20 protein-coding genes are annotated in these 22,636 nt (G+C 64.7%); 5 read left to right on the forward strand and 15 right to left on the reverse strand.

The features are described from left to right. Positions 1–32 precede the first annotated feature (32 nt). On the reverse strand, positions 33–1,685 hold the full coding sequence (locus A5892_RS07180) for a methyl-accepting chemotaxis protein (protein ID WP_064122222.1): 1,653 nt from the start codon (positions 1,683–1,685) through the stop codon (positions 33–35). A 443-nt stretch (positions 1,686–2,128) separates the two neighbouring features. Here A5892_RS07180 and A5892_RS07185 point away from each other — a divergent pair, with 443 nt between their 5' ends. The 3 genes from A5892_RS07185 to A5892_RS07195 all read left to right on the forward strand — a co-directional run bounded on the left by A5892_RS07185 (position 2,129) and on the right by A5892_RS07195 (position 5,411). Beyond that, the gene (locus A5892_RS07185; protein WP_064122223.1) at positions 2,129–3,055 is read left to right on the forward strand and encodes a DUF6963 family protein; all 927 of its coding nucleotides are present in this window, start codon (positions 2,129–2,131) and stop codon (positions 3,053–3,055) included. Then, positions 3,042–3,701, forward strand: a complete 660-nt coding sequence (locus A5892_RS07190) for a TetR/AcrR family transcriptional regulator (protein ID WP_064122224.1) — start codon at positions 3,042–3,044, stop codon at positions 3,699–3,701. The genes A5892_RS07185 and A5892_RS07190 overlap by 14 nt, the downstream gene beginning before the upstream one ends. Positions 3,702–3,815: 114 nt before the next feature. Then, positions 3,816–5,411: an ABC transporter substrate-binding protein gene (locus A5892_RS07195; RefSeq protein ID WP_064122225.1), complete on the forward strand. Its 1,596-nt coding sequence runs from the start codon at positions 3,816–3,818 to the stop codon at positions 5,409–5,411. 40 nt (positions 5,412–5,451) lie between these two features. On the opposite strand, the gene A5892_RS07200 is transcribed toward A5892_RS07195, so the two are convergent. The 5 genes from A5892_RS07200 to A5892_RS07220 all read right to left on the reverse strand — a co-directional run bounded on the left by A5892_RS07200 (position 5,452) and on the right by A5892_RS07220 (position 11,549). After that, complete coding sequence (locus A5892_RS07200) at positions 5,452–7,023, reverse strand: FGGY-family carbohydrate kinase (protein ID WP_064122226.1); 1,572 nt, start codon at positions 7,021–7,023, stop codon at positions 5,452–5,454. Positions 7,024–7,034: 11 nt separating this feature from the next. Continuing rightward, positions 7,035–7,952, reverse strand: a complete 918-nt coding sequence (locus tag A5892_RS07205) for an ABC transporter permease (RefSeq protein ID WP_150123506.1) — start codon at positions 7,950–7,952, stop codon at positions 7,035–7,037. Positions 7,953–8,014: 62 nt separating this feature from the next. Next, positions 8,015–9,004 carry an ABC transporter permease gene (locus A5892_RS07210; protein ID WP_064122228.1) on the reverse strand — a complete coding sequence of 330 codons (990 nt, stop codon included), beginning with the start codon at positions 9,002–9,004 and terminating at the stop codon, positions 8,015–8,017. Continuing rightward, positions 8,997–10,505 (reverse strand): sugar ABC transporter ATP-binding protein, encoded by a 1,509-nt coding sequence (locus tag A5892_RS07215; RefSeq protein WP_064122229.1) that lies wholly within the window; start codon positions 10,503–10,505, stop codon positions 8,997–8,999. Before A5892_RS07215 ends, A5892_RS07210 begins: the two co-directional genes overlap by 8 nt. A 66-nt stretch (positions 10,506–10,571) precedes the next feature. Beyond that, positions 10,572–11,549 carry a substrate-binding domain-containing protein gene (locus A5892_RS07220; protein WP_064122230.1) on the reverse strand — a complete coding sequence of 326 codons (978 nt, stop codon included), beginning with the start codon at positions 11,547–11,549 and terminating at the stop codon, positions 10,572–10,574. Here A5892_RS07220 and A5892_RS07225 point away from each other — a divergent pair. Then, positions 11,490–12,707 carry a substrate-binding domain-containing protein gene (locus A5892_RS07225; protein WP_223302819.1) on the forward strand — a complete coding sequence of 406 codons (1,218 nt, stop codon included), beginning with the start codon at positions 11,490–11,492 and terminating at the stop codon, positions 12,705–12,707. The two genes, A5892_RS07220 and A5892_RS07225, sit on opposite strands and share 60 nt — an antisense overlap. Positions 12,708–13,006: 299 nt before the next feature. Then, complete coding sequence (locus A5892_RS07230) at positions 13,007–13,312, forward strand: putative quinol monooxygenase (protein WP_064122232.1); 306 nt, start codon at positions 13,007–13,009, stop codon at positions 13,310–13,312. 31 nt (positions 13,313–13,343) lie between these two features. Here the strand turns inward: A5892_RS07230 and A5892_RS07235 are convergent, their stop codons facing one another. The 9 genes from A5892_RS07235 to A5892_RS07275 form a co-directional block, all read right to left on the reverse strand. Further along, positions 13,344–14,279: a carbon-nitrogen hydrolase family protein gene (locus A5892_RS07235; protein ID WP_064122233.1), complete on the reverse strand. Its 936-nt coding sequence runs from the start codon at positions 14,277–14,279 to the stop codon at positions 13,344–13,346. A gap of 143 nt (positions 14,280–14,422) precedes the next feature. After that, on the reverse strand, positions 14,423–15,196 hold the full coding sequence (locus A5892_RS07240) for a MetQ/NlpA family ABC transporter substrate-binding protein (RefSeq protein ID WP_064122234.1): 774 nt from the start codon (positions 15,194–15,196) through the stop codon (positions 14,423–14,425). Positions 15,197–15,241: 45 nt separating this feature from the next. Next, entirely contained in the window at positions 15,242–16,579 is a 1,338-nt protein-coding gene (locus A5892_RS07245) for an LLM class flavin-dependent oxidoreductase (RefSeq protein ID WP_064122235.1), read from the reverse strand. Then, positions 16,579–17,787: an SfnB family sulfur acquisition oxidoreductase gene (locus tag A5892_RS07250; RefSeq protein ID WP_064122236.1), complete on the reverse strand. Its 1,209-nt coding sequence runs from the start codon at positions 17,785–17,787 to the stop codon at positions 16,579–16,581. Before A5892_RS07250 ends, A5892_RS07245 begins: the two co-directional genes overlap by 1 nt. Before the next feature lie 230 nt (positions 17,788–18,017). Continuing rightward, positions 18,018–19,256: an SfnB family sulfur acquisition oxidoreductase gene (locus tag A5892_RS07255; RefSeq protein ID WP_064122237.1), complete on the reverse strand. Its 1,239-nt coding sequence runs from the start codon at positions 19,254–19,256 to the stop codon at positions 18,018–18,020. Positions 19,257–19,529: 273 nt separating this feature from the next. Next, the gene (locus A5892_RS07260) at positions 19,530–20,429 is read right to left on the reverse strand and encodes an NAD-dependent epimerase/dehydratase family protein (RefSeq protein WP_064122238.1); all 900 of its coding nucleotides are present in this window, start codon (positions 20,427–20,429) and stop codon (positions 19,530–19,532) included. A gap of 120 nt (positions 20,430–20,549) precedes the next feature. After that, positions 20,550–21,395, reverse strand: a complete 846-nt coding sequence (locus tag A5892_RS07265; RefSeq protein ID WP_064122239.1) for an aldo/keto reductase — start codon at positions 21,393–21,395, stop codon at positions 20,550–20,552. Positions 21,396–21,516: 121 nt separating this feature from the next. Further along, the gene (locus tag A5892_RS07270) at positions 21,517–21,951 is read right to left on the reverse strand and encodes a MarR family winged helix-turn-helix transcriptional regulator (RefSeq protein ID WP_150123507.1); all 435 of its coding nucleotides are present in this window, start codon (positions 21,949–21,951) and stop codon (positions 21,517–21,519) included. A 265-nt stretch (positions 21,952–22,216) separates the two neighbouring features. After that, entirely contained in the window at positions 22,217–22,597 is a 381-nt protein-coding gene (locus tag A5892_RS07275) for a YbaN family protein (RefSeq protein ID WP_064122241.1), read from the reverse strand. Positions 22,598–22,636 lie beyond the last annotated feature (39 nt).

The raw sequence follows: 22,636 nt of genomic DNA on the forward strand, positions 1-22,636 counted from the left end.
AGGATGTTGTCGGCTGTCGCGTGGACGCTTCCCTATCGGGCACCCGACGGGCCAAGGGCTGGCAGTGCGGTCGCGTCAGCGAGAAGGGGCAGGGCCGGTGGTTCGGTGCTCGCCGAGTGGTCGAGCTTGAAGAAAGCGACCATGCGGGCCTGTTCGGTGGCTTGCTCCTGCAGGGCGACGGCCGCCGAGGCGGACTCCTCGACCAGCGCGGCATTTTGCTGGGTGGCCGCGTCGATCTGTCCGATGGCCTGATTGATCTGGCCGATGCCATCGCTCTGTTCACGGCTGGCCTGTGCGATTTGATTGATCACCTCGGCGACGCCGCCGGTGTTGTGCACCATCTTCTGCATCAGGCTCTCCGCTCGTCCCGCGAGCGCGTGGCCCTCCTCGATCTGGCTCACCGATTCGAGGATCAGTTCCCTGATCTCTCTGGCGGCGGTGGCGCTCTTCTGGGCCAGGGTGCGGACCTCCTCGGCGACCACCGCGAAGCCGCGGCCCTGTTCTCCCGCGCGGGCCGCTTCGACAGCGGCATTCAAGGCCAGTATGTTGGTCTGGAAGGCGATCGACTCGATCACCCCGGTGATGTCCGACATCCTCTTCGATGCATCGCTGATGTGCTGCATCTGCTGGCTGACCGCCTGCATCATCTCTTCGTTCTGGCGCACGATGGCGCCGCCTTCGGTGACCAGGTCGTCGGCATGGCGGGAGTTCTCCGCCGTGTTGCTGACGGTGGAGGCCAGCTGTTCCATCGCCGAGGCCGTTTGCTCCAGGGCGCTGGCCTGCTGTTCCGTGCGTGTCGAAAGATCCATGTTGCCTTGGGCGATCTGGCTGGAACTGGCGGCGATGCTGTCGGCGGAGCTTCTGATATGACCGATCAGCCGGATCAGGTTGTCCTGCATGTCGGCCATGTAGAACAGCACGCTGCCCTTGGCGACGATGCCCGCGTTCGGCAGCGGGCTGAGATCGCCTTGGGCGATTCGCTGGGCGACCTGGCTCAGTGCCCCGGGCTCGGCGCCGAGCGCGCGCGTCAGGCTGCGGGTGAGGACAAGCGCTATGGCCAGGGCGATCGCCAGCGCCGCGAAGCAGATGAAGACGACCAGGTTTCGCTGATTCGTATAGCGTTCGCCCGCCTCGGCGACCAGCGCCTGCGCCCGGTCACTGGTGTACTGCGCATAGGCATCGGTCGCTGAGATCAGCGCGGCGAGGAGCGGGCGGCACTGCTCGTTCATCATCTCGATGGCCTCCGCATAGCGGCGGGCGAGCGCGGCCTCGACGATGTTCATCGCCACGGGACCGTAGCGGGTTTCCACCTGATCCATCTGCGCCACCAGCTCTCTCGCCTCGGGGCTCGAATCCACGGCGTGCTCGGTCATCTGCTTGAGCTCGGCCAGCAGCGCCTGGACATCGGCGTGCGCCCGCTCCACGGCGATTCTTTCTTCTTCCAGGTCCTCGTCGGTGGTGACCAGAACCAGGTTGCGTGCGGCGATCGCCCGCCGGTCGACGGCCGCGCGCACCTGCTCCGCGAGGCTGGCCCTGGCGTCTATTCCGTCGACGTACTGGGCGAAGCGACTATTGCTCGCACTGAGCGCGGCGATCGAGACCATCGCGACCAGGAAGACGATCAAGACGAGTAGGCCGAACGCCGCCATGAGTTTGCTGCGTACGGTGAGTCCTTCGAATTTCATCGGTTTCTCTTGAAGATACTGATTGGCCGGACGGCGGCTAGTAGCGGCCATCGGACCTTGCACCGTCGGTGCCTGACGGCGGGGCTGGCCGCGGGAGCGGCCTGGTGGCGGCAATCGCCTAATGTTGGGGCATGACGGGTTGGACGCTGTTCCCTGCCTCTCTTCGAAGCTTGAAAAGCGTTTTTTATTATTCCGTCCATTTTCCAATTATCCCGATGGAGGGGATCGGCCATACGAAAGAAAAGACCCTAAAGTTCATGTTGTTTAATCGATGGCCGCTGAGAGAGGGTGTTCGCTTTTCTCAACCCTAGGGCTCGGTCTGCCCGCTGCCATTGACAACCCCGCCGTCCTGGAGCGTAATCGCCATGTGACCATCTGGTCACATGGCATCTTTCGATGCCTTTTCTTGGTCAACCTTGCCGCTACTTTGCGGGGATCTCGCTATGACGATCGGAGTCGCCGCCAGCGGTGCCTGCGCGGGTGCCGCGGTACGGGCCGCGGTGCTTGGGGCGGAGCTTTTCGGGCGCGGTGCGATAGGCGGATTCGCCGTGTTCGCGGTGTTGGATGAGGCGGGGAGGCTGGATTATCGCGTCACTCAGCGCGGTGGCATCGGGGCGCTGGCGCTGCCGGATGCCTGGATGACGGCGAAGGTAGCGGCGGTGATATCCAGCGGTCCGGACCGGCCGGAGCCGTTGACCCAGTTCCTCGTCGGTGCGGCGGGGGTGGGCCTGGTCACGGGCCATCGGATGCCGAACAGTCTTGGCGGCGACGGCGTGGCATTGAATCAGGCGGTACTCGAGCGTATCGCCTCGGGGGAGCCGCCGCCATCGGCGGTGGACCAAGTGCTCGCAGCGAGCCCTGAGCTGGACGCGGGGCTGATCGCGATCGGTGCTGATGGCCAGTTGGGATGGGGCGATAGCGCGAGGGTGCTGCGGCGCGACGATCGGGGAAGCTTCCAGCGCGATGATGGGGCGAGCCGGCTGGCGCTGGCGCATAACTCGATCTTCTCCTCGCGGCCGCTGGCCGAGGCGCTGGGCGAGCTCGCCTGGGCTGCGCTCCACGGCAGGGAAGGGCGGCTGCGTGCGCTGCGACTGAACGCTGCGGTACCGGTTCGGCCGGCCCCGCGCGATGCGGTGCACATCGATTCGCAGGGGCGGGTCGAGCTGATCGAGAGTGCCAACCCGGAGCTTTCGCGGGCGCAGCGCCGGGGCACCGCTATCTACCTCGGCAGCCAAGTGTTGTGCCAAGGGCGGCCGATCGGCTGGGTCGAGACCGAACTGGTCGCCGAACTCGCCGAGGGTATCGCTACGCCGCTGCCGGGCAGTGTGCCATCCACCTTCTTGACGAGTGTTGCCGATGTCGTCTCGTGAACGTACCGAGCGCCAGATCCTCGAGGCGCTCGAGGCGCAGATCCGCGACAGCGGTATGAACGGCGTCGGTATCAATGCGGTAGCCAAGCGCGCTGGGGTGAGCAAGGAGCTGATCTATCGCTACTTCGACGGTATGCCGGGGCTGCTCCTGGCCTGGATGCGCGAGCAGGATTTCTGGACCAGCCGTGGCGACCTGCTCGGCAGCGATGAGTCCAGCGCGCGAACGCCGGCAGCGCTGATCCTCGCCATGCTGCGCGGTCAGGTGGAGGCGCTGTCGAAGAGCGACACCCTGCGCGAGGTACGGCGCTGGGAGCTGGTCGAGCGCAACGAGGTCTCCGCGCCGCTGGCCGACCGGCGTGAGCGCGCGGCGCGCTCATTCATCGACCGGATGGATGGGTTGACCGACGAGGGCGACGTACCGGCGATGGTGGGCATCATGCTGGCGGGCGTGCTCTATCTGATGCTGCGGGCCAAGACCGAGAGCCATTTCCTCGGCGTACCGCTGCGCGGCGAGGAGGGCTGGGCCCGCTATGACGCCGCGTTGGAGCGGCTAATCGCCGCCTTGCCGCCGCCGCTGCTGGAGTCGTCGCTGCGTGAGCTCGAGACGCTGCGCGACGGGCGCGGGGCAGGCGATCGGCCGGCGTGAGCAGAGGCTCGCCGCGGCAGAGGTTTCAAGGTCATTCGTTTCATTCAAGCAAAGGCGCCGGAGCACGGCGTCAGGATCAGCAGTCGTCATGCGTTTTCAATAAGGATAACAATCATGCGATCGACGAAGTGGACCTCACCCGCAGTGAAGGGTTGGATACTGGCCGCGGCGCTGGGCGGTGCGATGTTCGCCGGCCACGCTGCCCAGGCGCAGACGGTGACCGCGGTGATGCAGTCGGGGCTCAGGGTGATGGACCCGATCACCACCACCGCTTTCATGAGCCGTGACCACGGCTACATGATCTACGACACCCTGCTGGGGATGGACGAGCACTTCCAGGTCCGGCCGCAGATGGCCGACTGGCAGGTCAGCGACGACGCGCTGGTCTACACCTTCACCCTGCGCGATGGCTTGCAGTGGCACGATGGCCAGCCGGTCACCGCCAACGACTGCATCGCCTCGATCAAGCGCTGGGCCTCGGTGGACGCCACCGGCCAGGTGCTGATGACCATGGTGGCGGGGATCGAAGCCCTGGACGATCGGCGCTTCGAGGTCCGGCTCGAGGAGCCCACCACCCTGCTGCTCGAGGGCTTGGCCAAACTGAGCTCGCGACCGGCCTTCATGATGCCCGAGCGCATCGCCGATACTCCGGCCTCGACGCAGATCACCGAGTATATCGGCTCCGGTCCGTTCAAGTTCGTCACCGCTGAGTTCCAGCCCGGGGCCAAGGCGGTCTACGAGAAGAATCCCGACTACGTGCCGCGTGATGAGCCATCGAGCTGGACCGCCGGTGGCAAGGTGGTGAAGGTGGATCGCGTCGAGTGGCTGGCGATGCCCGACCAGATGACTGCGATCAACGCCTTGCAGAGCGGTGATGTCGACTTCATCCAGCAGGTGCCGTTCGATCTGCTGCCGCTGCTCGAACGGCAGGAGGGGACCGAGGTCGAGGTGCTCGATCAGCTCGGGGCCTGGAGCTACTTCCGCTTCAACCATCTCTACCCGCCGTTTGACGATGCGCGACTGCGCCAGGCGGCGATGTATGCGGTGAGCCAGCAGGACGTGCTCGATTCGCTGGTCGGCAATCCCGACTACTACCGCACCTGCGCCGCGGTGTTCGGCTGCGGCAATCCCAACGAGAACGACTATGGCGCCGAGATGGTGATCCCGGCCAACCTCGACCGGGCGCGCGCGCTGCTGGAGGAGGCCCATTACGATGGCACCCCGGTGGTGCTGCTGCAGCCGACCGATCTCGCCATGCTCGCGCCCCAGCCGGTAGTGATCGCCTCCGCCCTTCGCGCCGCGGGTTTCAACGTCGATATGCGTCCGATGGACTGGCAGAGCGTAGTGATGCAGCAGAGCAACCAGAATCCGCCGGCGCAGGGCGGCTGGAACCTATTTTCCACCTTTAGCATTCTCGCTACCAGCGGCGATCCGTTCGGCAATACCACCATCGCCGCCAACGGCCGCGAAGCCTGGGCCGGCTGGCCCGACGTGCCGGAGATAGAAGCGCTGCGTTTGGACTACGCCCGCTCCACCGACGCGGCCGAGCGCAAGCAGATCACCGCCGAGATCCAGCGGCTTGCGATCGACCAGGGCGTGGTCGCCCCGCTCGGCCAGTTCCAGATCCCCGCCGCCTACAGTGACCGACTGAGCGACGTGCCTCATGCCCCGGTCACGATATTCTGGGGTATGGGCAAATCGGAAGAGTAGGTCACAACTGCGCATGGCCACTTATCCAATGGCGGCCTACCTATTGGCGATGCCCGCTCTCCAGCCGGCCGTCGAATAGTTCGCAGAAGGCGCGGTAGCGCGCTTCGTGAAGCGCGCGCGTTGCCGGATCGGGTTCGAGTACGTGCTCACCAGGGGCAAGATCGCGGGCGACGGCGAGCAGGTCGCCGCCGCGCGTCGGTGCCATGGCGGCCACGGCCGCTCCCAGCAACACGGGTTCTGGTGCTTCGGAGAGCACTACTCGGCATCCGGTGCCATCGGCATAGAGCTTGCGTAGCAGCGGCGAGCGGTTGTGTCCGCCACTCAAGTGAAGGGTGTCGATGGCATAGCCATAGTGGTTCATACGTTCGATGATCGCGCGGGTGCCGTAAACCAGTGCGGTTGCCGCAGCCCAATACACCTTGATGAAACTCTCCCGCGGTGACTCCAGGGTGAGGCCGACGATGGCACCGCGTATCTGCGGGTCGGCCAGTGGCGAGCGGTTACCGATGAAGTCCGGGCGCAGGTGAATGTCGGGGGCGGGGTCGCCGCTTTCCAGACGTTCCAGCAGTAGCTCCGAGAGCGCGCCGTGCGGGTCGTCGCCGAACTCACTGCCGGCGCTGAACAGCGCAACGATATGATCGAGCAGCGCGCCAGAGAGGCTCTGACCGCCTTCGTTGGCGACGAAGCCTTCGCACAGCGCGCCGGGATAGGGGCCCCATACGCCCGGTATTTCGCAACGCTCGGGATGGGCGCCGATATGACAGGTCGAGGTGCCAGCGATGATCGCCAAGCGGTGCGCCGCATCGCGATCGAGGCTGCGCCCCAGGGTGCCCATCGCACCGGCGTAGGCGTCGATCATACCCACCGCGAACAGGCACCCGGTCGAGAGGCCGAGATCCGCAGCGGCCCGCTCGCTCAGATGGCCCAGCGGTTCGCCCACGGCTGCGGCATCTTCGCCGAGCCCGGCGCGCTCGATCACGTCGGCCATGTCGACACGCGCGAGGAAGTCTTGGTCCCAGCCGTGGCCCGGACGCGGGTCGAAGGTCCATTTGCACGCCAGCATGCACACCGAACGCCGGTCGATCCCGGTGCAGTGGTAGCCGAGCCAGTCACCTAGGTCGGCGGCATAGCCGATCCGTGCGTAGAGCTCCGGCCGCTGGCGTTTGAGCCACATCAGCTTGGGTATTTGCATCTCTGGCGACATCACGCCGCCGAGGTTGTCGAGCGGTGCACCGCCGGTAGCGGTGCACTCGGCCGCCTCCTTCGTCGCGCGATGGTCCATCCATACGATGATGTTCCACATCTCATCGCCCGCGGAAAGCGTCAGCGGCGCCCGCGCATGATCCAACAGCACCAGCGAGCAGGTCGCACTCACCGACATACTGGCCACGGCGGCGGGCTCGACGCCCGCTTGTGCCACGGCGCGGCGGGTCGAGTCGCAGATTGCCCGCCAGATGTCGGTGGTGCTCTGTTCGACATGATGGTCGAAGGGACGGTGCTGGGCGATCGGCGCCTTGGCTTCGCCGAGAAGTACGCCATGGTCGTCGAAGACGCCCACGCGGGCGCTGCCGGTGCCGATGTCGACGCTGAGAAAGCAAGTTGGTCGGGTCATGTTCGAGCTGCTCACGATCGTTTGAGGAAGGGCATGCGCAGCGTCATGACGACGATCAGAAACGCACCCCAGACGGCGATGGCGAGATGCTGGCTGGCACCCATCAGGTTCATGCCAGAAGCGATCACCTGGAGACTCATCAAGCCAAGCACCAGAGGCAATACGCGCCCGAAGCCACCGAACGGGTTGGCGCCGGCAAGGAAGCAGGCGAGCACCGTTATCAGTAGATAGCTCTCCCCGTGGCCCACCCGCACTGAGTTGAAACGCGCCAGCATCACCATGCCGGCGATCGCCGCCAGCAGCCCCGAGATCGTGTAGAGCGTGATCAGCACGCGGCGTACGTTGACGCCCGAATACTCGGTGGCGCGCAGATTGGAGCCGACCATGTGGATCGAAAAACCAGTGCGGGTGAACTGCATGAAATAGGCCAGCGCGGCCGCGGCGAGTAGAAAGACCAGAATGGGAACCGGGATGCCCATCACGCTGCCGCCGCCAATCCATTGAAAGCTTGCCGGCATGCCGGAAATGCCGCCGCCTCGGGTGAGGAATTCTCCCAGCCCTTGGAGGAAGATCATCACGCCGAGGGAGACGAGGATCGGGTGCGCGCCGACCCGGGCGACGATGACACCGATCAGAAAACCCGCCGCGGCGCCTACGGCGAGTCCGGCGCCGACGCTCACGACGAGGCCTAGCGCCCCGGCATCACCGAGCGCATTCTGAACCAGCCAGGCCGTCGTCAGCCCGGCGATATTGGCGGTGAAGGTGACCGCCAGATTGAGTCCGCCTGAGATGATCGGCAGCAGCATCGCCAGTGACAACAGACCCAGCTCGGGAAGCTGCACGGCCATCGATCGGATGTTGGCACCGCTCAGAAAGCCCGGCGCCATCACGGTGAAGAAGCCGAAACTCGCGGCCAGCAGCAGCGCCATGACGCCGATCTCGAGCGTGTCGGTACTCAGGCGTAGGCTCCGGCGGGCGGATGATGCGATGGTCATGAGCGGGCCTCCCTGGCCATTGCGCGCTGGGGCAGCAGTTTGTCGAGATTGCTACAGGTGATCGCGGCGAGAATGATGAAGCCGACGATCATGCGGAAGGCGTAGGGTGTCACGCCGAGCAGGTTGAGCCCGTTCTGTACCACGGCGAGCAACAGCACCCCTAGCAGTGCGCCAGTGACAGAACCGCGGCCGCCGCCCAGCGTCGCGCCCCCCAGCACCACCGCGGCGAGAATCGGCAGCTCTTGGCCGATCAGCGCGTTGGGCACGACTTCCTGCACGATATGCGCCTGCATCAGTCCGGCGACCCCGGCGCACATGCCCAGCCAGCCGTAGGCAAAGGCGTGGATCAGGCCGACTCGGACGCCGGAGCGCCTGGCCGCCTCGGGACTGGAGCCGAAGCCATAGATGGCGCGACCGAAACCGGTGCGGGTGAGAATGAAGCCGGTGGTCAGGCTGATCACCACCATCACGGCGACCGGTAGATAGAGCGTGGCGCTACCGCGAGTGGCGGGCAGGTCGATCAGCGGTACCGCGTAATAGAGCCAGTCGGGAACGTCATAGATCGATACGCCGCCGGTGAAGACCATCAGCAGGCCGAAGTAGAGATTGAAGGTGGCGATGGTGACGATGATCGAAACGATGCGAAAACGGTAGATCAGCAAAGCGTTGAACAGCCCGAGCAGGGTGCCTATGGCCATCGACAGCGCGATGCCGAACAACCAGTTGCCGCCGCCGAGTGATATGAGCAGCGTCATCGCCGCGTACTGCACTACCGAGGCCGCGACGGCGAAGGAGATATCGATGCCACCGGCTATCAGCACCACCACCAGTCCGGCGGCGAAGATCATATTCACCGATTGGTTGTTGAGCAGGTCGAACAGGTTTTGAACCGTCAGAAAGTTTTCCGTGGTCAAGCTCAGCACGACACCAAGCCCCAGGATGAGGAGTGCCAGCACGCCTTCGGTACCGAGGTGAAACTTACGCATTGATGATCTCCTCGAGCGACTCCTCAGTGGTGTCCGCCGGTATGAGCTCCTGGCTCACCCGGCCCTCGTGCAGCACGATGACCCGGTCGGCGTTCATCCAGATCTCACCGGCCTCATCGGAAATCAGGATGATCGCCATGCCATCGTCGGCCAGCTGCCGGATGATCTCGAAAATGCCGGCCTTGGCGCCGATGTCCACGCCCACGGTCGGGCAATCGAGGATCAATACTTTGGGGTTGGTCGCCAGCCACTTGGCGATTACCACCCGCTGCTGATTGCCACCGGAGAGCGACGACACCGCAAGCTCCGCGTCGCTGACTTTCGTCCCCAGGCGGCGAATCCATTCGGCGGTGAGCGCTCGAACCCGCGAAGGGGAAAGAAAGCCTCTGGGCTTTTCCAGTTCGCCGAGCACGGTAACGGCGGTGTTCATGTTGATCGACTGGCTTTGCACCAGTCCCAGATTGAGGCGGTCTTCGGAGACATAGGCGATACCGTGGCGGATCGCATCCCGATTGGAGCGTAGCGTCAGCCGCTTGCCGTGCATGCGCATCTCGCCTGCGGTGGGCTGGGTCATCCCGAAGATGACATGTGCGAGTTCCGTGCGCCCTGCGCCGAGCAGCCCGGTGAGGCCAAGGATTTCACCGCGGTTGAGGGTCAGCGAGACGTCTTCGAACTCGCCGCGGCGGCTCAGGCCCCGGAGCTCCAGCACCGGCTCGCCAGAGGGAGCGGTCTGTCGCGGGACGAGATTCAGCTCCTGCCCCGTCATCAGCTGCGAGAGCCGCGCCTGGGTCATTCCTTCGGTGGGGTAGGTGCCTACCAGCTTACCGTTACGCAGTACGGTGACCCGCTGACAGACCGCCAGAACCTCGGCCAGGCGGTGGCTTACGAAGACGATGGAGATACCCTGGGCGGAGAGCGCCCGGGTGAGGTCGAGCAAGGTGCGGACCTCATTGCGGGTCAGCGAGGCAGTGGGCTCGTCCATGAAAATGATTCGCGCGCCGGCGCGTATTACGCGGGCGATCGCCACCAGCTGGCGCCGGGCGATGGAGAGCTCCTCGACCCGCGTGTCGGGGTCGAGTTCGACCCCAAGGCGTTCGATGACCTCGCGCGCCTGCTGGCGGGCGGCGCGATAGGAAAGCGGGCGCATCGGATTCGCCACATAGTCGTCGAAGACGATGTTCTCGGCCACGCTCAGGTGGGCGAAAAGCGCCAGATCCTGCCAGATCACGTGAATGCCCCGGGCCCGGGCCTCCCGGGGGGTAATGTGGCTGATGGTCGTGTCGTCGCCTGCGTCGGTACCGTCGCCGAAAGAGAATACCGCCCCCGCCTCGGGTGTATAGACGCCGTTGAGGATCTTGATCAGGGTACTCTTGCCGCAGCCGTTCTCGCCGGCGAGGCAAAGCACCTCGCCGCGACGCAGTTCGAACGAGACATCGTCCAGCACGCGACTATGGCCGAAGATTTTATTGACGTGGTCCGCCCGTAATGCGAGGTCGCCCATCGTTCTCTCCCAAAAAGAAGGCAAGACGAAGAAAAGTCACGTGCGGTGAAGGAGCGCGTGGTCGAATCAGAGGCCGAGTTCGGCCAGCTCGTCGATCGTCTCCTCGTTCAGCGCCAGCGGCTTCGAGGCGAAGATGGTGTGGCCGTCGAGTTCGATGGTGCCCAGTACCGGCAGATCGTCGCCGTCGGCGATTTCCCCGCCTTCGTAGAGCCGGTTGCCGAGGGCGACGAATGCCTTGCCCGCTTCCAGCGGATTCCATTGAAAACCGCCGGTGATCACGCCTTCATGGACGAGCCGGCGCCCCTGGCCTGGGGAGAAGAGGCCCATCACTTTGATCTCGCCGGCCATGCCGCGCTCCCGTACCGCGCGAGCGGCACCGATGGTGCCCTGGCTGCCGAAGGACATGATGCCGGCCAGGTCGGAGTGCGCGCGGATCAAATCGAGCGTGGTGTTACGGCTGTCGTCGACGCTTTCGGCCACACCGAAGCGGCTGGAGGCTTGCCTCATCTCCGGGCAGTGCTCGGAAAGCCAGTTCACGGCTGCATCGGCCCAGGCATTGTGCGCAGGTACGCTGAGGCCGCCGACATAGACCGCGTACGAGCCTTCGCAACCGGTGGTGTCAGCGAGCAGTTTGGCGTGTTCCTCGCCTAGCTGCTGGGCTGAAATCATCTCGAAGTCGTAGTCGACGTTTTCCGATTCCGGACTCTCGTGAGTCAGCACGATGATCCCTTGGTCGCGGGCTTTCTTGAGTACCGGTTCGAGCACCTGGCGGTCGTTGGGTACGACACCGATCACATCGACTCCGCGAGCGATCAAATCCTCGATCGCGCGCACCTGCAAAGCTGGGTCGGCACTGGTCGGGCCGATCATGTAGGCATTGATGCCGAGCGCCTCGCCCTGTTCTCTGATGCCCTGTTCCATGGCATTGAACCATGGGATACCGCCGACCTTTGCGACCACGGCGACGGTCGGTTTGTCCTGGGCGTGAGCGGTGGCGCCGAACGTTGCGGCGAGCGCGGCGACTATCAAGATCGAGCGTTTCATCATGTCCCCCTGAGTACCGGTGATTGGCGGTGGTGGTGTAGCCGACCACGGCGTTGGCGGTGTTGCACAATCGGTTGTGCATTTTTGTTTTTCTTCTCCCTGCGATGCAATGCTACTTTTGCCTCGTACTCTGAGGAGGTGTTCGTGTCCGACGACAATTCGAAACGGCTGACGATCTACGATCTGGCCCAACTCGCGCAGTCTTCCCCGAGTACCGTCAGCGCTGTGCTGAACGGCACTTGGCAGCAGCGCCGTATCAGTCACAAACTCGCCGATCGCATCCTTGCGCTTGCGCATGCCGAGGGGTACTCGATCAACATGCAGGCGAGGGCGCTGCGGCGTGAACGCTCGGGTATCGTCGGCATGATCGTGCCGATGTACGACAACCGCTATTTCAGTTCGATTGCCCAGGATTTCGAAGCCGAGGCGAGGCGTCGCGGCCTGTTCACCATCGTCTCGTGCACCAACCGCGATCCGGAACAAGAGCGCGAAGCGGCGCGAATGATGCTCGCCTATCGCGTGGAGCATCTGGTCTGCACCGGGGCGACCGCACCCGACGCGATCGCTGAGATGTGCGCCGCGGCCGGCGTTCCCTGTCTGAACCTCGACCTGCCGGGAACACGGGCACCCTCGGTCATTTCCGCCAACCGTGAAGGGGCGCTTCGGCTGACGCTGGCGATTCTCGATCGCTTGGCAGCCGCAGGACAGCCAGAGCAACCTGTCCTTTTCATCGGCGGGCGTAGCGAAGACCACAATACTCGGGAGCGAGTGATGGGTTTTCGGCAGGCCAGGCGTTCGCGCGGCCTCGATACCAGCGAGACGGACGTGTTGGTTTGCGGCTACGAAGCGGACCGGGCGCAGGTGGCGTTCCAGGACTACGTGGAGCGCCTCGGTGGTCCGCCTGGTGCACTCTTCATCAATTCGACGATTTCGCTGGAGGGGATCGTCCGATGGCTTCGCCTGCGAGGTTACGACCTCGATGCCATCGTCCTCGGATGTTTCGACTGGGACCCTCTCGCGGCGGCTTTTCACCCGCGCCTGATGATGGCGCGCCAAGACGTTCCGGCGATGATCGAGCGGGTTTTCGAGTTGATCGATGAGCCGGCCAAGGCCCGCAACCGCCTGGTGGAGGTCTTGCCGAAGCTGATTGGCGTCTGATCCTTTGGCGGCCAGGCGCTAAGGTGGATGGCGCACATTCCCCAAGGCTTGCCGCAGCCGGATTGGCGAGGGGCCCGCGTTGCCGGTGGGCGCATGCTCCCTGCGTGACCATGCCGGCGCCGGGTGCTCCGGCGTGCCGCAGCCATCGAATCGGCGGCTGGGCCTTGGGGGAGGAGATGACCCAAGAGGTAATGGATCTTCGCTGGGAAGTCTCTATCGTGATCGATATGGACACTCACGCCATCGCGGTCGGCGAGCTGGTTCTCGAATGGCACCGCCCCTGAAGAAGGAGATCCCTGATGAGCGTCACCTACCTGATCGAGTTCACCGTCAAGCCGATGCAGCGCGAGCGTTTCCTCACCCTGCTCAATGGCGTGCTCGATGCGATGCGTGAGGAGGCGAACTTTCGCAACGCCACCCTCCATCGTGACCCCGAGGATCCCTACCACTTTTTGCTTCACGAGACCTGGGCCGATCACCAGGACGTGCTCGACGTTCAGCTCAACCGGCCTTATCGCAGTGAGTGGCACGAGGCGCTGCCCGAGCTGCTGGAGCGGCCCCGTCAGGTATCGATGTGGTCGACGGTGCGGGTCGACCGCGCCTGATATTCATTCGAGCGGGCATTCGAGCGGGTGGTCAATCGTCGCCCCGGTCATTGAAGACGACCGAACGCTTGTCGCGCTCGTCGACGCTGAGCCTGAATACATCGGGGCGCGCGTAGTGGCCGACGACATCGAGATCATAACGGGCGCGAACCAGCTCGTCGGTATCGATCTGTGCGGTGATCAGGCCCGGCTGGTCGAACAGCGGGCCCGCGAGCACGTCGCCGAGCGGCCCGACGATCAACGAGCCGCCGCGGATCAGCGCCCGCTCAGGGTCCCAGCCCTCGACCGTGGTTTGCAGCTCGTTCGGCGAGGGCTGGACCTGGCAGGCGCTGACCACGAAGCAGCGCCCTTCGTGGGCGATATGGCGCATCGAGCACTGCCATATCTCGCGTTCGTCCACCGTCGGTGCGCACCAGATCTGCACGCCCTTGGCGTACATCGCCATGCGCAGCAGCGGCATGTGGTTCTCCCAGCAGATCGCCGCGCCCAGCCGGCCGGCGCGGGATTCGACCGTCGCCAGCGTCGAGCCGTCTCCCTGACCCCAGATCAAGCGTTCGGTGCCGGTCGGCATCAGCTTGCGATGCTTGGCGACCAGCCCCTGCTCGGGGTCGAAGAACAGCGCGGTGCAGTAGAGCGTGGCGCCGTCGCGCTCGATCGCGCCGACCACCAGGCTCGCCCCGGTGCGATGAGAGAGTGCGGCGAGTATTTCGGTCTCGGCGCCGGGTACGTCGATCGCGTTGGCGTGGTAGGCGGCGAATGCCTCGCGTCCCTCCGGCAGCCGGTAGCCGAGCCGGGTGCCGAAGATCTCGCCCTTCGGATAGCCGCCGAGCAGGGCTTCCGGCATCACCACCAGGCTGGCGCCGGCGGCGATGATCTGCGCTTCGAAGGCGAGGATCCGCTGCAGGGTATCCTGCTTGCCGGCGGGGGAGGCGCCGAGCTGGAGGGCGCAGACGGTGGTGCGGGACATGGGGAGTACCTCGAGGCTAGGGAAAGGCTGGGAATGCAGGGTATTAGAAACGCGCTCCCGCGCGCGATCAATCACCACTGAGCACCGCCCGCCGTCGGTTCAAGCATCCCTGAAGCCACCGTCAGCCCGTAGCCCTTGTCCGGCTAGAAAGCGGGCACGGCGGCGCCCTTGAATTCCTCTTCGATGAATGCACGGATTCGATCGGAGTGGTAGGCGCGGATCAGCTGCGCGACCCAAGGCTCGTCGCGGTCGGCTTCCCTGACCACCAGCAGGTTGGCGTGTGGGCTGTCGAGGCCCTCCCTGGCGAGCGCGTCACTGGCTGGGTCGATGCCGGCCTTGAGGGCATAGGAGGTATTGATCGCGGCGGCGTCCAGGTCGTCGAGCGAGCGGGTCAGCTGGGCGGCGTCCAGCGCCACGAAGCGCAGCGCGCGGGGATTTTGGGCCACATCCTGTTCGGTGATTGGCCCCCCGGTTGGGTTCAGGGTGATCAGGCCGGCGTGTTCGAGCAGGCGCAGGGAGCGGTCGACGTTGGCTGGATCGTTGGGCAGGCCGATGCTGGCTCCCTGGGGCAGTGCGTCCAGGGTTTCGACCCGGTGGGAGTAGATCCCCATCGGGAACAGTACGGTCTTGGCTACCGCGATCAGCGGGTAGCCGCGAGCCTGCTTTTGCGCGTCGAGAAAGGCCTGGGTCTGGTAGCTGTTGGCATCGATGCTGCCGTCGTCCAGCGCGGCATTGGGCATGATGAAATCGGAGAAGCTGACCAGCTCTATATCGAGTCCCTCGTCCCTGGCCACTTCGCGGACCTGCTCCATGATCGTCTCGTGCGGTCCGCTGGTCTGGCCGACCCTGAGCGATTCGTTGGCCTGGGCGGCGTTGCCGACAGTGGCCAGCACTATGGCGATCGCGATTCTGATCATCGTTTGACCCTCGTCAAATCGACCTGTTCGAGGCCGGCTGTGGTGTCATCGCGCGCGGAAATAGCGACGCTGGGAGAGAAGTTTTTCGCGAAAGGTGCCTTCGGCGTAAGCGGTTTTGTAGATACCGCGGCTTTGCAGCTCCGGCAACACCAGGTCGACGAATTCCTCGAAGCATTCGGGCACCACGGTATGTACCAGGTTGAAGCCATCGACATCGGCCTCGACCATCCATGACTGCATCTCGTCTGCGACCTCGCTTGGCGTACCGACGAAGGCGCCGTTTCGGTTGCCGAGCTTCATCTGCTCAAGCAGCCGTCGCACCGTCCAAGGCTCGCCCTGGTGCTTGCGAGTGAAGGCCGCCAGCGCCGACTGATTGGCTTCGCTCTTGCGCTCGGTGATCGGCTCGTCCAGGTCGAAGCGCGAGAAGTCCACCCCCGTGGAGCTAGCGAAGTGGGTAAGCCCGCCCTCTGGCGAAGCGTAGCGGCAGTACTCCGCGTACTTCTCCTCGGCCTCACGGCTGGTCGCACCGACCACCACGGTGAGGCCGGCCAGGATCCTCACATCCTCGCGGCGCCTGCCTTGGGCGGCGAGTTCGCGGGTGATCCGCTCGACCGTCTGCTTGACCGCCTCCTTCGACAGTCCCATCACGAAGATGCATTCAGCGTGCTGGGCGGCGAAACGGGCACCGCGAGGGCTGCTGCCGGCCTGGAAGATCACCGGCGATCGCTGTGGCGATGGTTCGCTCAGGTGAATGCCTTCGACACGATAGTAGCGGCCGCGGTAGTCGATCGGCCGGACCTTGGCTGGGTCGGTGAATATCCCGCTTTCCCGATCGTAGCGCACCGCGTCGCTGTCCCAGCTTTGCTCCCACAGTCGATGGACGATCTCCATGTACTCGTCGGCACGGTCGTAGCGCTGGTCGTGGGCCATTTGGCGTTCGTAGCCCATCGCCCGCGCCGCGCTGTCGAGATAGCCGGTTACCACGTTCCAGCCGATGCGTCCTTCAGTCAGGTGGTCGAGGGTGGAAAAGCGTCTGGCGAGTAGATAAGGAGCTTCGTAGCTCAGATTGACCGTCACCCCGAAGCCGAGGTGGCGGGTCGTCTGGGCCATGCCCGGGACCAGCAGCAACGGATCGTTGACCGGTACCTGTACAGCGCCGGCGAGCGCCGCCTCGGCATTACCGGCGTAGACGTCGTAGGTGCCGACGATGTCGGCGAGGAACAGCCCATCGAACAGACCGCGTTCGAGCGTGCCGGCAAGCGTGTTCCACCAGTCTTGGCGCAAGTACTCCCGCGAGCGGTCGCGGGGATGGCGCCACAGTCCGTGGCAGATATGGCCGACGCAGTTCATGTGGAAAGCGTTGAGCAGCAATTGCCGGGCCATCACAATGCTCCATGCCGCGGGGGAAGCCGGTCGTTGAGTACGTAGTCGCCGATCGCGTGATATTTCCAGCGCACCGGGTCGTGGAGGGTATGGGTACGGGCGTTGCGCCAGTGCCGATCGAGGCCCAGTTCGGTCAGCGCGGCGCGGGAGCCGGATAGTTCGAACAGTTTGCTGCCCGCAGCCAGTGCGATGTCGGTGGCCAGCACTTTGGCCTCGGCCACTGCGATAGAGGCCTGCGCTACTGAGCGTTCGGTCGGCTCGCGCCGAGCGACGTCGACGATTCGAGCGGCGCGTTCGAGCATCGCCTCGGCGGCTTCGAGGTCGATCGACAGCTCGCCCAGTTCTCGCAGCAGCAGCGGGTCTTTGGCCGCGCTCGGCGCACCGCTGTCGATCCACGGGCGTGCGTGGCTGCGCACGAACTGCTGGGTGTCGGACAGTGCGCCGCGGGCGATGCCGACGTCCACTGCGGTGTGAATCAGCTGCGCGAACGCTCCCAGCGCGGTCGGGCGCTCGAAGGCGGCCTGCATTGGCACCACCGCCGTGTTCGGCACGAATACCCGGTCGAACACCACCGAGCCGCTTCCGGTGGTGCGCTGGCCGAAGCCGCTCCAGTCGTCGATACGCTCCAGCCCCGGCGCGTTGGCATCGACGATCGCCAGTTGGACCTTCTCGTCCGGGCCGATCGCCGAGGTCGGGATCCAGCGGGCGAACAGCGAACCGGTCGCGTAGAACTTGCGACCGCTGATCAAGTAGCCTCCCTCGCAGGGAGTAAGCCGCACCGTACGAGTACTCGAATGCTGCGTGCCCAACTCGGCCAGGGCATTGCCGAAGCGTTCGCCAGCGAGTGCCTCGGCGAAGAAACGGCGCTGCTGTTCCTCGCTGCCGTTGAGCCGGAGAATCTCAAGCGCATAGAAATGGTTCTGCGGGATCTGCCCCAGCGAGCCGTCCGCTGCGCTGATCCGGGCGGTTACCTCGGCCAGCGTCGCGGCGCTGACCTCGGCACCGCCGAACCGGCGCGGCACGGTGATGCTCCACAGACCCGAGTCGACGAAGCGTTTGAGTTCAGGATGAGGCAGGCGGCGTTCGAGGTCGCGTAGCGCCGCTTCACGGCGGAAGTCATCGGCGAGCCGGTCGGCGGCGCGCAGCGCTGCCGCGTCGCTGTCGATGCACTGTGGTGTCGAAGGAAGAGGCGTTTCGAGCTCGGGCACGACGTGCTCCTGGAGGACGGTGTCAGAAGGCGGGGATGACTGCGCCCGCGTCGGTTTTCCGGACGAAGCGGCGCACGAGGGACGATTCTGGAAGCCGTTGGCGTCTAGGCCGTGACGCCGCTGGGCGATCTTGGCCTGCGCTTCGAGTATCTGCGCGCGGGCCGCTGGTGACGCCGACAGCGCCAGTGCCGGTCGAGGCCAGGCGTGAAGAGCGATCGCACGTCCGTTGCTCAGATCCACGCATGGAGAGGGGGATGGACGCCGTTGAGTTCATAGTTGGCGATGATGTGGTATTTCCACCGCACCGGATCGTGAAGGGTATGGGTGCGCGCGTTGCGCCAGTGCCGATCGAGGTTGAATTCCGCCAGGGTCGCGCGGGAGCCTGCGAGTTCGAACAGCTTTTCCGCGCAGTGCAGGCTGGCGCGCGTCGACAGCACCTTGGCCTTCGCCACCAGCACCGAGGCTTGCGCCACGCCGTCGTCATCCAGTGGCGCATCGGCAAGCCGATCGAGCAGGCGTGCCGCGCGATGGAGCACCGCGTCGGCGGCGTCCACACGGATGCGCAGGTCACCGAATTCGCGGATCGTCAGCGGGTCCTCGCTGGCCTTGGTTACGCCACTGTCCACCCATGCGCGCGAGCGCTCGCGCACGAAGGCACTGGTGTCCTCCAGCGCGCCACGGGCGATACCGGCATCGATCGCCGCCTGGAGCAGCTGGGCGAACGGGCCACGCAGCGTAGCGCTGCCGTCCTTGGGCCAGGCGGGGAAGATGTCCTCATCCTCGACCGGAGTGCGGCGAAAGTGCACCGAACCACTGGCGGTGGTGCGCTGGCCTATCCCCGACCAGTCGTCGACGATGCTGATCCCCGGCGCCTCGCGGCGCACGATCAGAGAGACCACTTCACCGTCCGGTAGACGCGCTTGAGTGGGGATCCAGTGGGCGAACATGGCACCGGTGGAGTAGAACTTATCGCCGCTCAGTGCCCAGCGTGTGCCGTCGCGCTCAAGCCGCGCACGTATGTCGAGCACGTCGCGGCTGTGTCGTTCGGGGCCTGCGTTGCCGATGCGCTGTCCCTCGAGCACGGCGGTGTAGATGCGCCGGCGCTGAGGCTCGCTGGCCAAGTGGCTCAGGCGGTAGAGGGTGCCGAAATGATTCTGCGGGATCTGGCCTATCGCTGGATCCGCTTGGCTGATCAATCGGAACACCTCGGCGACGGTGGCGAAGCGTACGCCGGCACCGCCGTACGCCTTGGGAATCAGGATCCCACCCAGGCCGCTTTGGCTGAAAAGCTCCAGCTCTTCCCACGGCAGCCGGCGCTCGCGGTCGCGCAGCGCCGCCTCGCGCGCGAAAACATCGGCCAGCCGCCGCGCGGTCTCTATCGCCTCTTCATCGCTTTCGATCCGGTGCGCGGGAATTTGTGGTGGTATCGCTTTGCGCGCGACCATTTTGGAGGGTATTTCTCTAGGCATGATCTTTCACCACCAGGTAACGGATCCCGACGCAAGGGTTGGCGCCTAACGGAATAGAGGGATTGTCATCAATGGTGGCTAGCCTACAGAGTGAGTTTAGGCGAATGAAATAGACAAGCCTCATGTTGAAATGCACAGGAGAGGGATAACGTCAGTCTTTTCGGGGCATATCCCACTGGTGGATCCGAGGATGGAGCCCTCCCGGCGATGGTCTTGCCTGGCGCTTGTGTGGCGGATGGCCAGCCGCCGCTCTCCGGCGGATGACCCGCCGGCTCAAAGCGGCATTTCGTGCTCGATCCACTCGGTGACCGAAGCGTGCACCGGCGTCCAGCCCAGCTCCAGGCGAGCACGTTTGGCGCGGACGCGGCTGTTGGAGCCGAGGGAGTACTGCGCACGGCCGCGGCCCCAGCGCGGTGTCGCTTGCTCCACGCTCCATGACTGCACCGGACCGGTACCCAGGCGACGAGCGATGGCGGCACCGATCTCGGCGTAGGAGGCCTCGCCGTTCTCGACGAAGTAGAAAGCGCCCGCCGGGGCTTTTTCCAGCGCCAGCAGATAAAGCTCGGCCACGTCGTCGATATGCACGTTCGACCAGCGGTTGATGCCCTGGCCGACTATCCGGACTATGCCGCTTTCGCGGGCCTGGTCTACCAGTGGCGGGATCTGCACACTGTGCGGGTTAATCCCGCGTCCGGTGCCGTAGATCATGGCGTCGCACAGTACCACCGAGCGGATACCGCGATCCTTGGCCGCGAGGACCAGCAGATCGATCGCATGGCGCGGCTGCTTTCGCGGCTCGACGATGAGAGGGGTATCTTCGTCGAAGATGCGCTCGGAGAGCCGGTTACCGCCTACATCATCGCCGACCACGCCGGAGCCGCTGGTGTGCAGCAGCGGCTTGCCTGAACCTTTGAGCCCCTCGATCAGCGCCTCGACTGCCGCGCGGTGGTCGCTGTCGGCTGCGTTGATCACACCGTCGGCGCGATGGGCTTCGCGTACCAAAAGCTGATGATCGTCCAGGCTGCCGAGCACTGGTTCGATGCCCGCAGCGCGCAGCCGCTCGGCTTTTTCTTCGCTGCGGACCAGTCCGCGGACGCTGTACCCCGCGTCGATCAAGCGATGGGCGACCGATCCACCGATGAAGCCGGTTACACCAGTGATGAATACGTTCATTGCACGAACCTCGCTGAGTGGATGGCGCTATCGCCAGCCGTGATGGGGCCGCTCGAGGCGAAAAACGCTCGGGGTAGGTAGAACTGGAGGGCCGCCCTCGTCGTGATGTCCGGGTCGGCCTCAGAACTCCTCGTAGCTTGCCGGGTCCTGGTCGAAGGTGCGTCCGTCCGGGCTTGCCAGAGTGGCGATCAGGGCCATGTCCTCACTGGATAGCTCGAAGTCGAACAGCGAAAGATTCTCGCGCTGTCGCTCGGTGGAGGCTGCCTTGGGCAGAGGGAGCGCTCCGAGCTGGTAGTGCCAGCGCAGGATCACCTGGGGAATGCTCTTGCCGAGGCGTTCGGCGATCGACCCGATCACTGGCTCCTGGAGCAGTTGGTTGGCGCGCCCGAGCGGGCTCCACGACTGGGTGACGATGCCATGCTCCGCGTCCCAGGCGCGCTGCTCGTCCTGCGGGAAATAGGGATGCAGTTCGATCTGGTTGACGCTGGGAATGACACCGGTTTCATCGATCAGCCGCTGCAAATGCTCGGGAAGGAAGTTGCATACCCCGATCGAGCGTACGAGGCCGAGCTTTTTCACCTCGATCATGGCTTGCCAGGCCTCGACGTAGAGGCCCTGGCTCGGGTTGGGCCAGTGGATCAGGTAGAGGTCGAAGTAGTCGAGGCCGGCGCGGTAGAGCGACTCCTCGACGGTAGTGACCGCCTGGTCGAAGGCGTGGTGGCGCCCCGGCAGCTTGGAAACCACCCGCAGCTCGTCACGCGGCACGCCGGCGCGATCCACCGCCCGGCCTACCGCGCCTTCGTTCTCATAGTTGAAGGCGGAGTCGAGCAGCCGGTAGCCGTTGTGGATCGCCCTGGTCATCCCTTCCACGCCCGATGAACCGTTCAGCTTGTAGGTGCCGAAGCCGATGGCGGGCAGCGTAGTGCCATCGTTGAGGGTGATTTGCGGGATGTCGTCAGCAGTCATCTTGGAGACCTCACACGTCGATGGATATAGTCATACCTTTGTTGCTGACGTGCCAGGTTTCAAGTCGAGTGGATGATTTCGTTTGCGCTCGGCTTCACCACGTGCCTCGTCCGGGCACGCGTCAGCTTCGATCGTAAAGGCGTTTTCTCAGCTGGATCAGCTCCTTGCGCAACTCATCCAGATGGAGACCGCCGCACTCGAGCGTTTGGCCGAGTTCCTCGGGGATGTCCTTGGCCATCGCTTGCAGTTCGCGTCCCTTGTCGGTCAGCGAGATCAGCACCTGGCGCTCGTCCTCGCCCGAGCGTCGCCGGGCCAGAAGCGCCTGGCATTCCAAGCGCTTGAGCAGCGGGGTGAGGGTCGCCGAATTGAGGAACAGCTGCTCACCGATCTCCGATACCGTCAGGCCATCGCGTTGCCATAGCACCAGCATGACCAGGTACTGCGAGTAGGTCAGGCCAAGCGGCTCGAGCAGCCGCCGGTAGGCTTTGTTCATCGCCAGCATGGTCGAATGCAGCGCGAAGCAGAACTGCTGGTCCAACTTCAATGTCGAGCTCATCGAAGCTCCCCTGAGCGATACCGGATCGGGCATGAGTGGCGCTCATATACCATCACATTCTCAGCGCGTGTGGTTCGAGCGAGTGGTTGTTGTAAGAATGTTGAGGGTTGCTGAGCGGAAATGCAATCTGCGCTATTAGATCGCGTGCTATTTATTTTTGCGGCAACCCTTGGTTCGAGCTGGGCCCGGGTGGCCGCGCGATCGTCCGCTTGCTCGATTGCTTCCCGCATCCGGATGTTGGCGAAAGCTGGCAATCACGGATCTCCTATGCCGAAGGGCGACTGAGCAGGTAGCTCGAGACCGCGAGCAGAATCGCTCCGACCGCGAGCACTACCAGCAGGGGAGCGCCGCCGAACCACATCAGTACCAGGCTCGCCGCCATCGATACCACGGCGATCAGCTTGGCATAGCGCGGGATGGCGCCACGCTCTCGCCAGTCGCGCAGCAGCGGGCCGAAGGTCGGATGCTGGCGCAGCCAGGCATCGAGGCGGGGCGAACCGCGCTCGAACGCCCAGGCGGCGACCAGCAGAAAGGGAACGGTAGGCATTACTGGCAGGAAAGCGCCGATGATCGCAAGGCCAAGGGCGCACAGGCCGAAGATCTTGTAGCCGAGCGAGGCGAGCCGGCGTGGGCGAGCGGGGGGCATGCGATGTTCCATGTCGAAACGACCAGAGCTGGTTCTAAG

The sequence above is a fragment of the Halotalea alkalilenta genome (assembly GCF_001648175.1).
Taxonomy (GTDB): Bacteria; Pseudomonadota; Gammaproteobacteria; order Pseudomonadales; family Halomonadaceae; genus Halotalea; species Halotalea alkalilenta_A.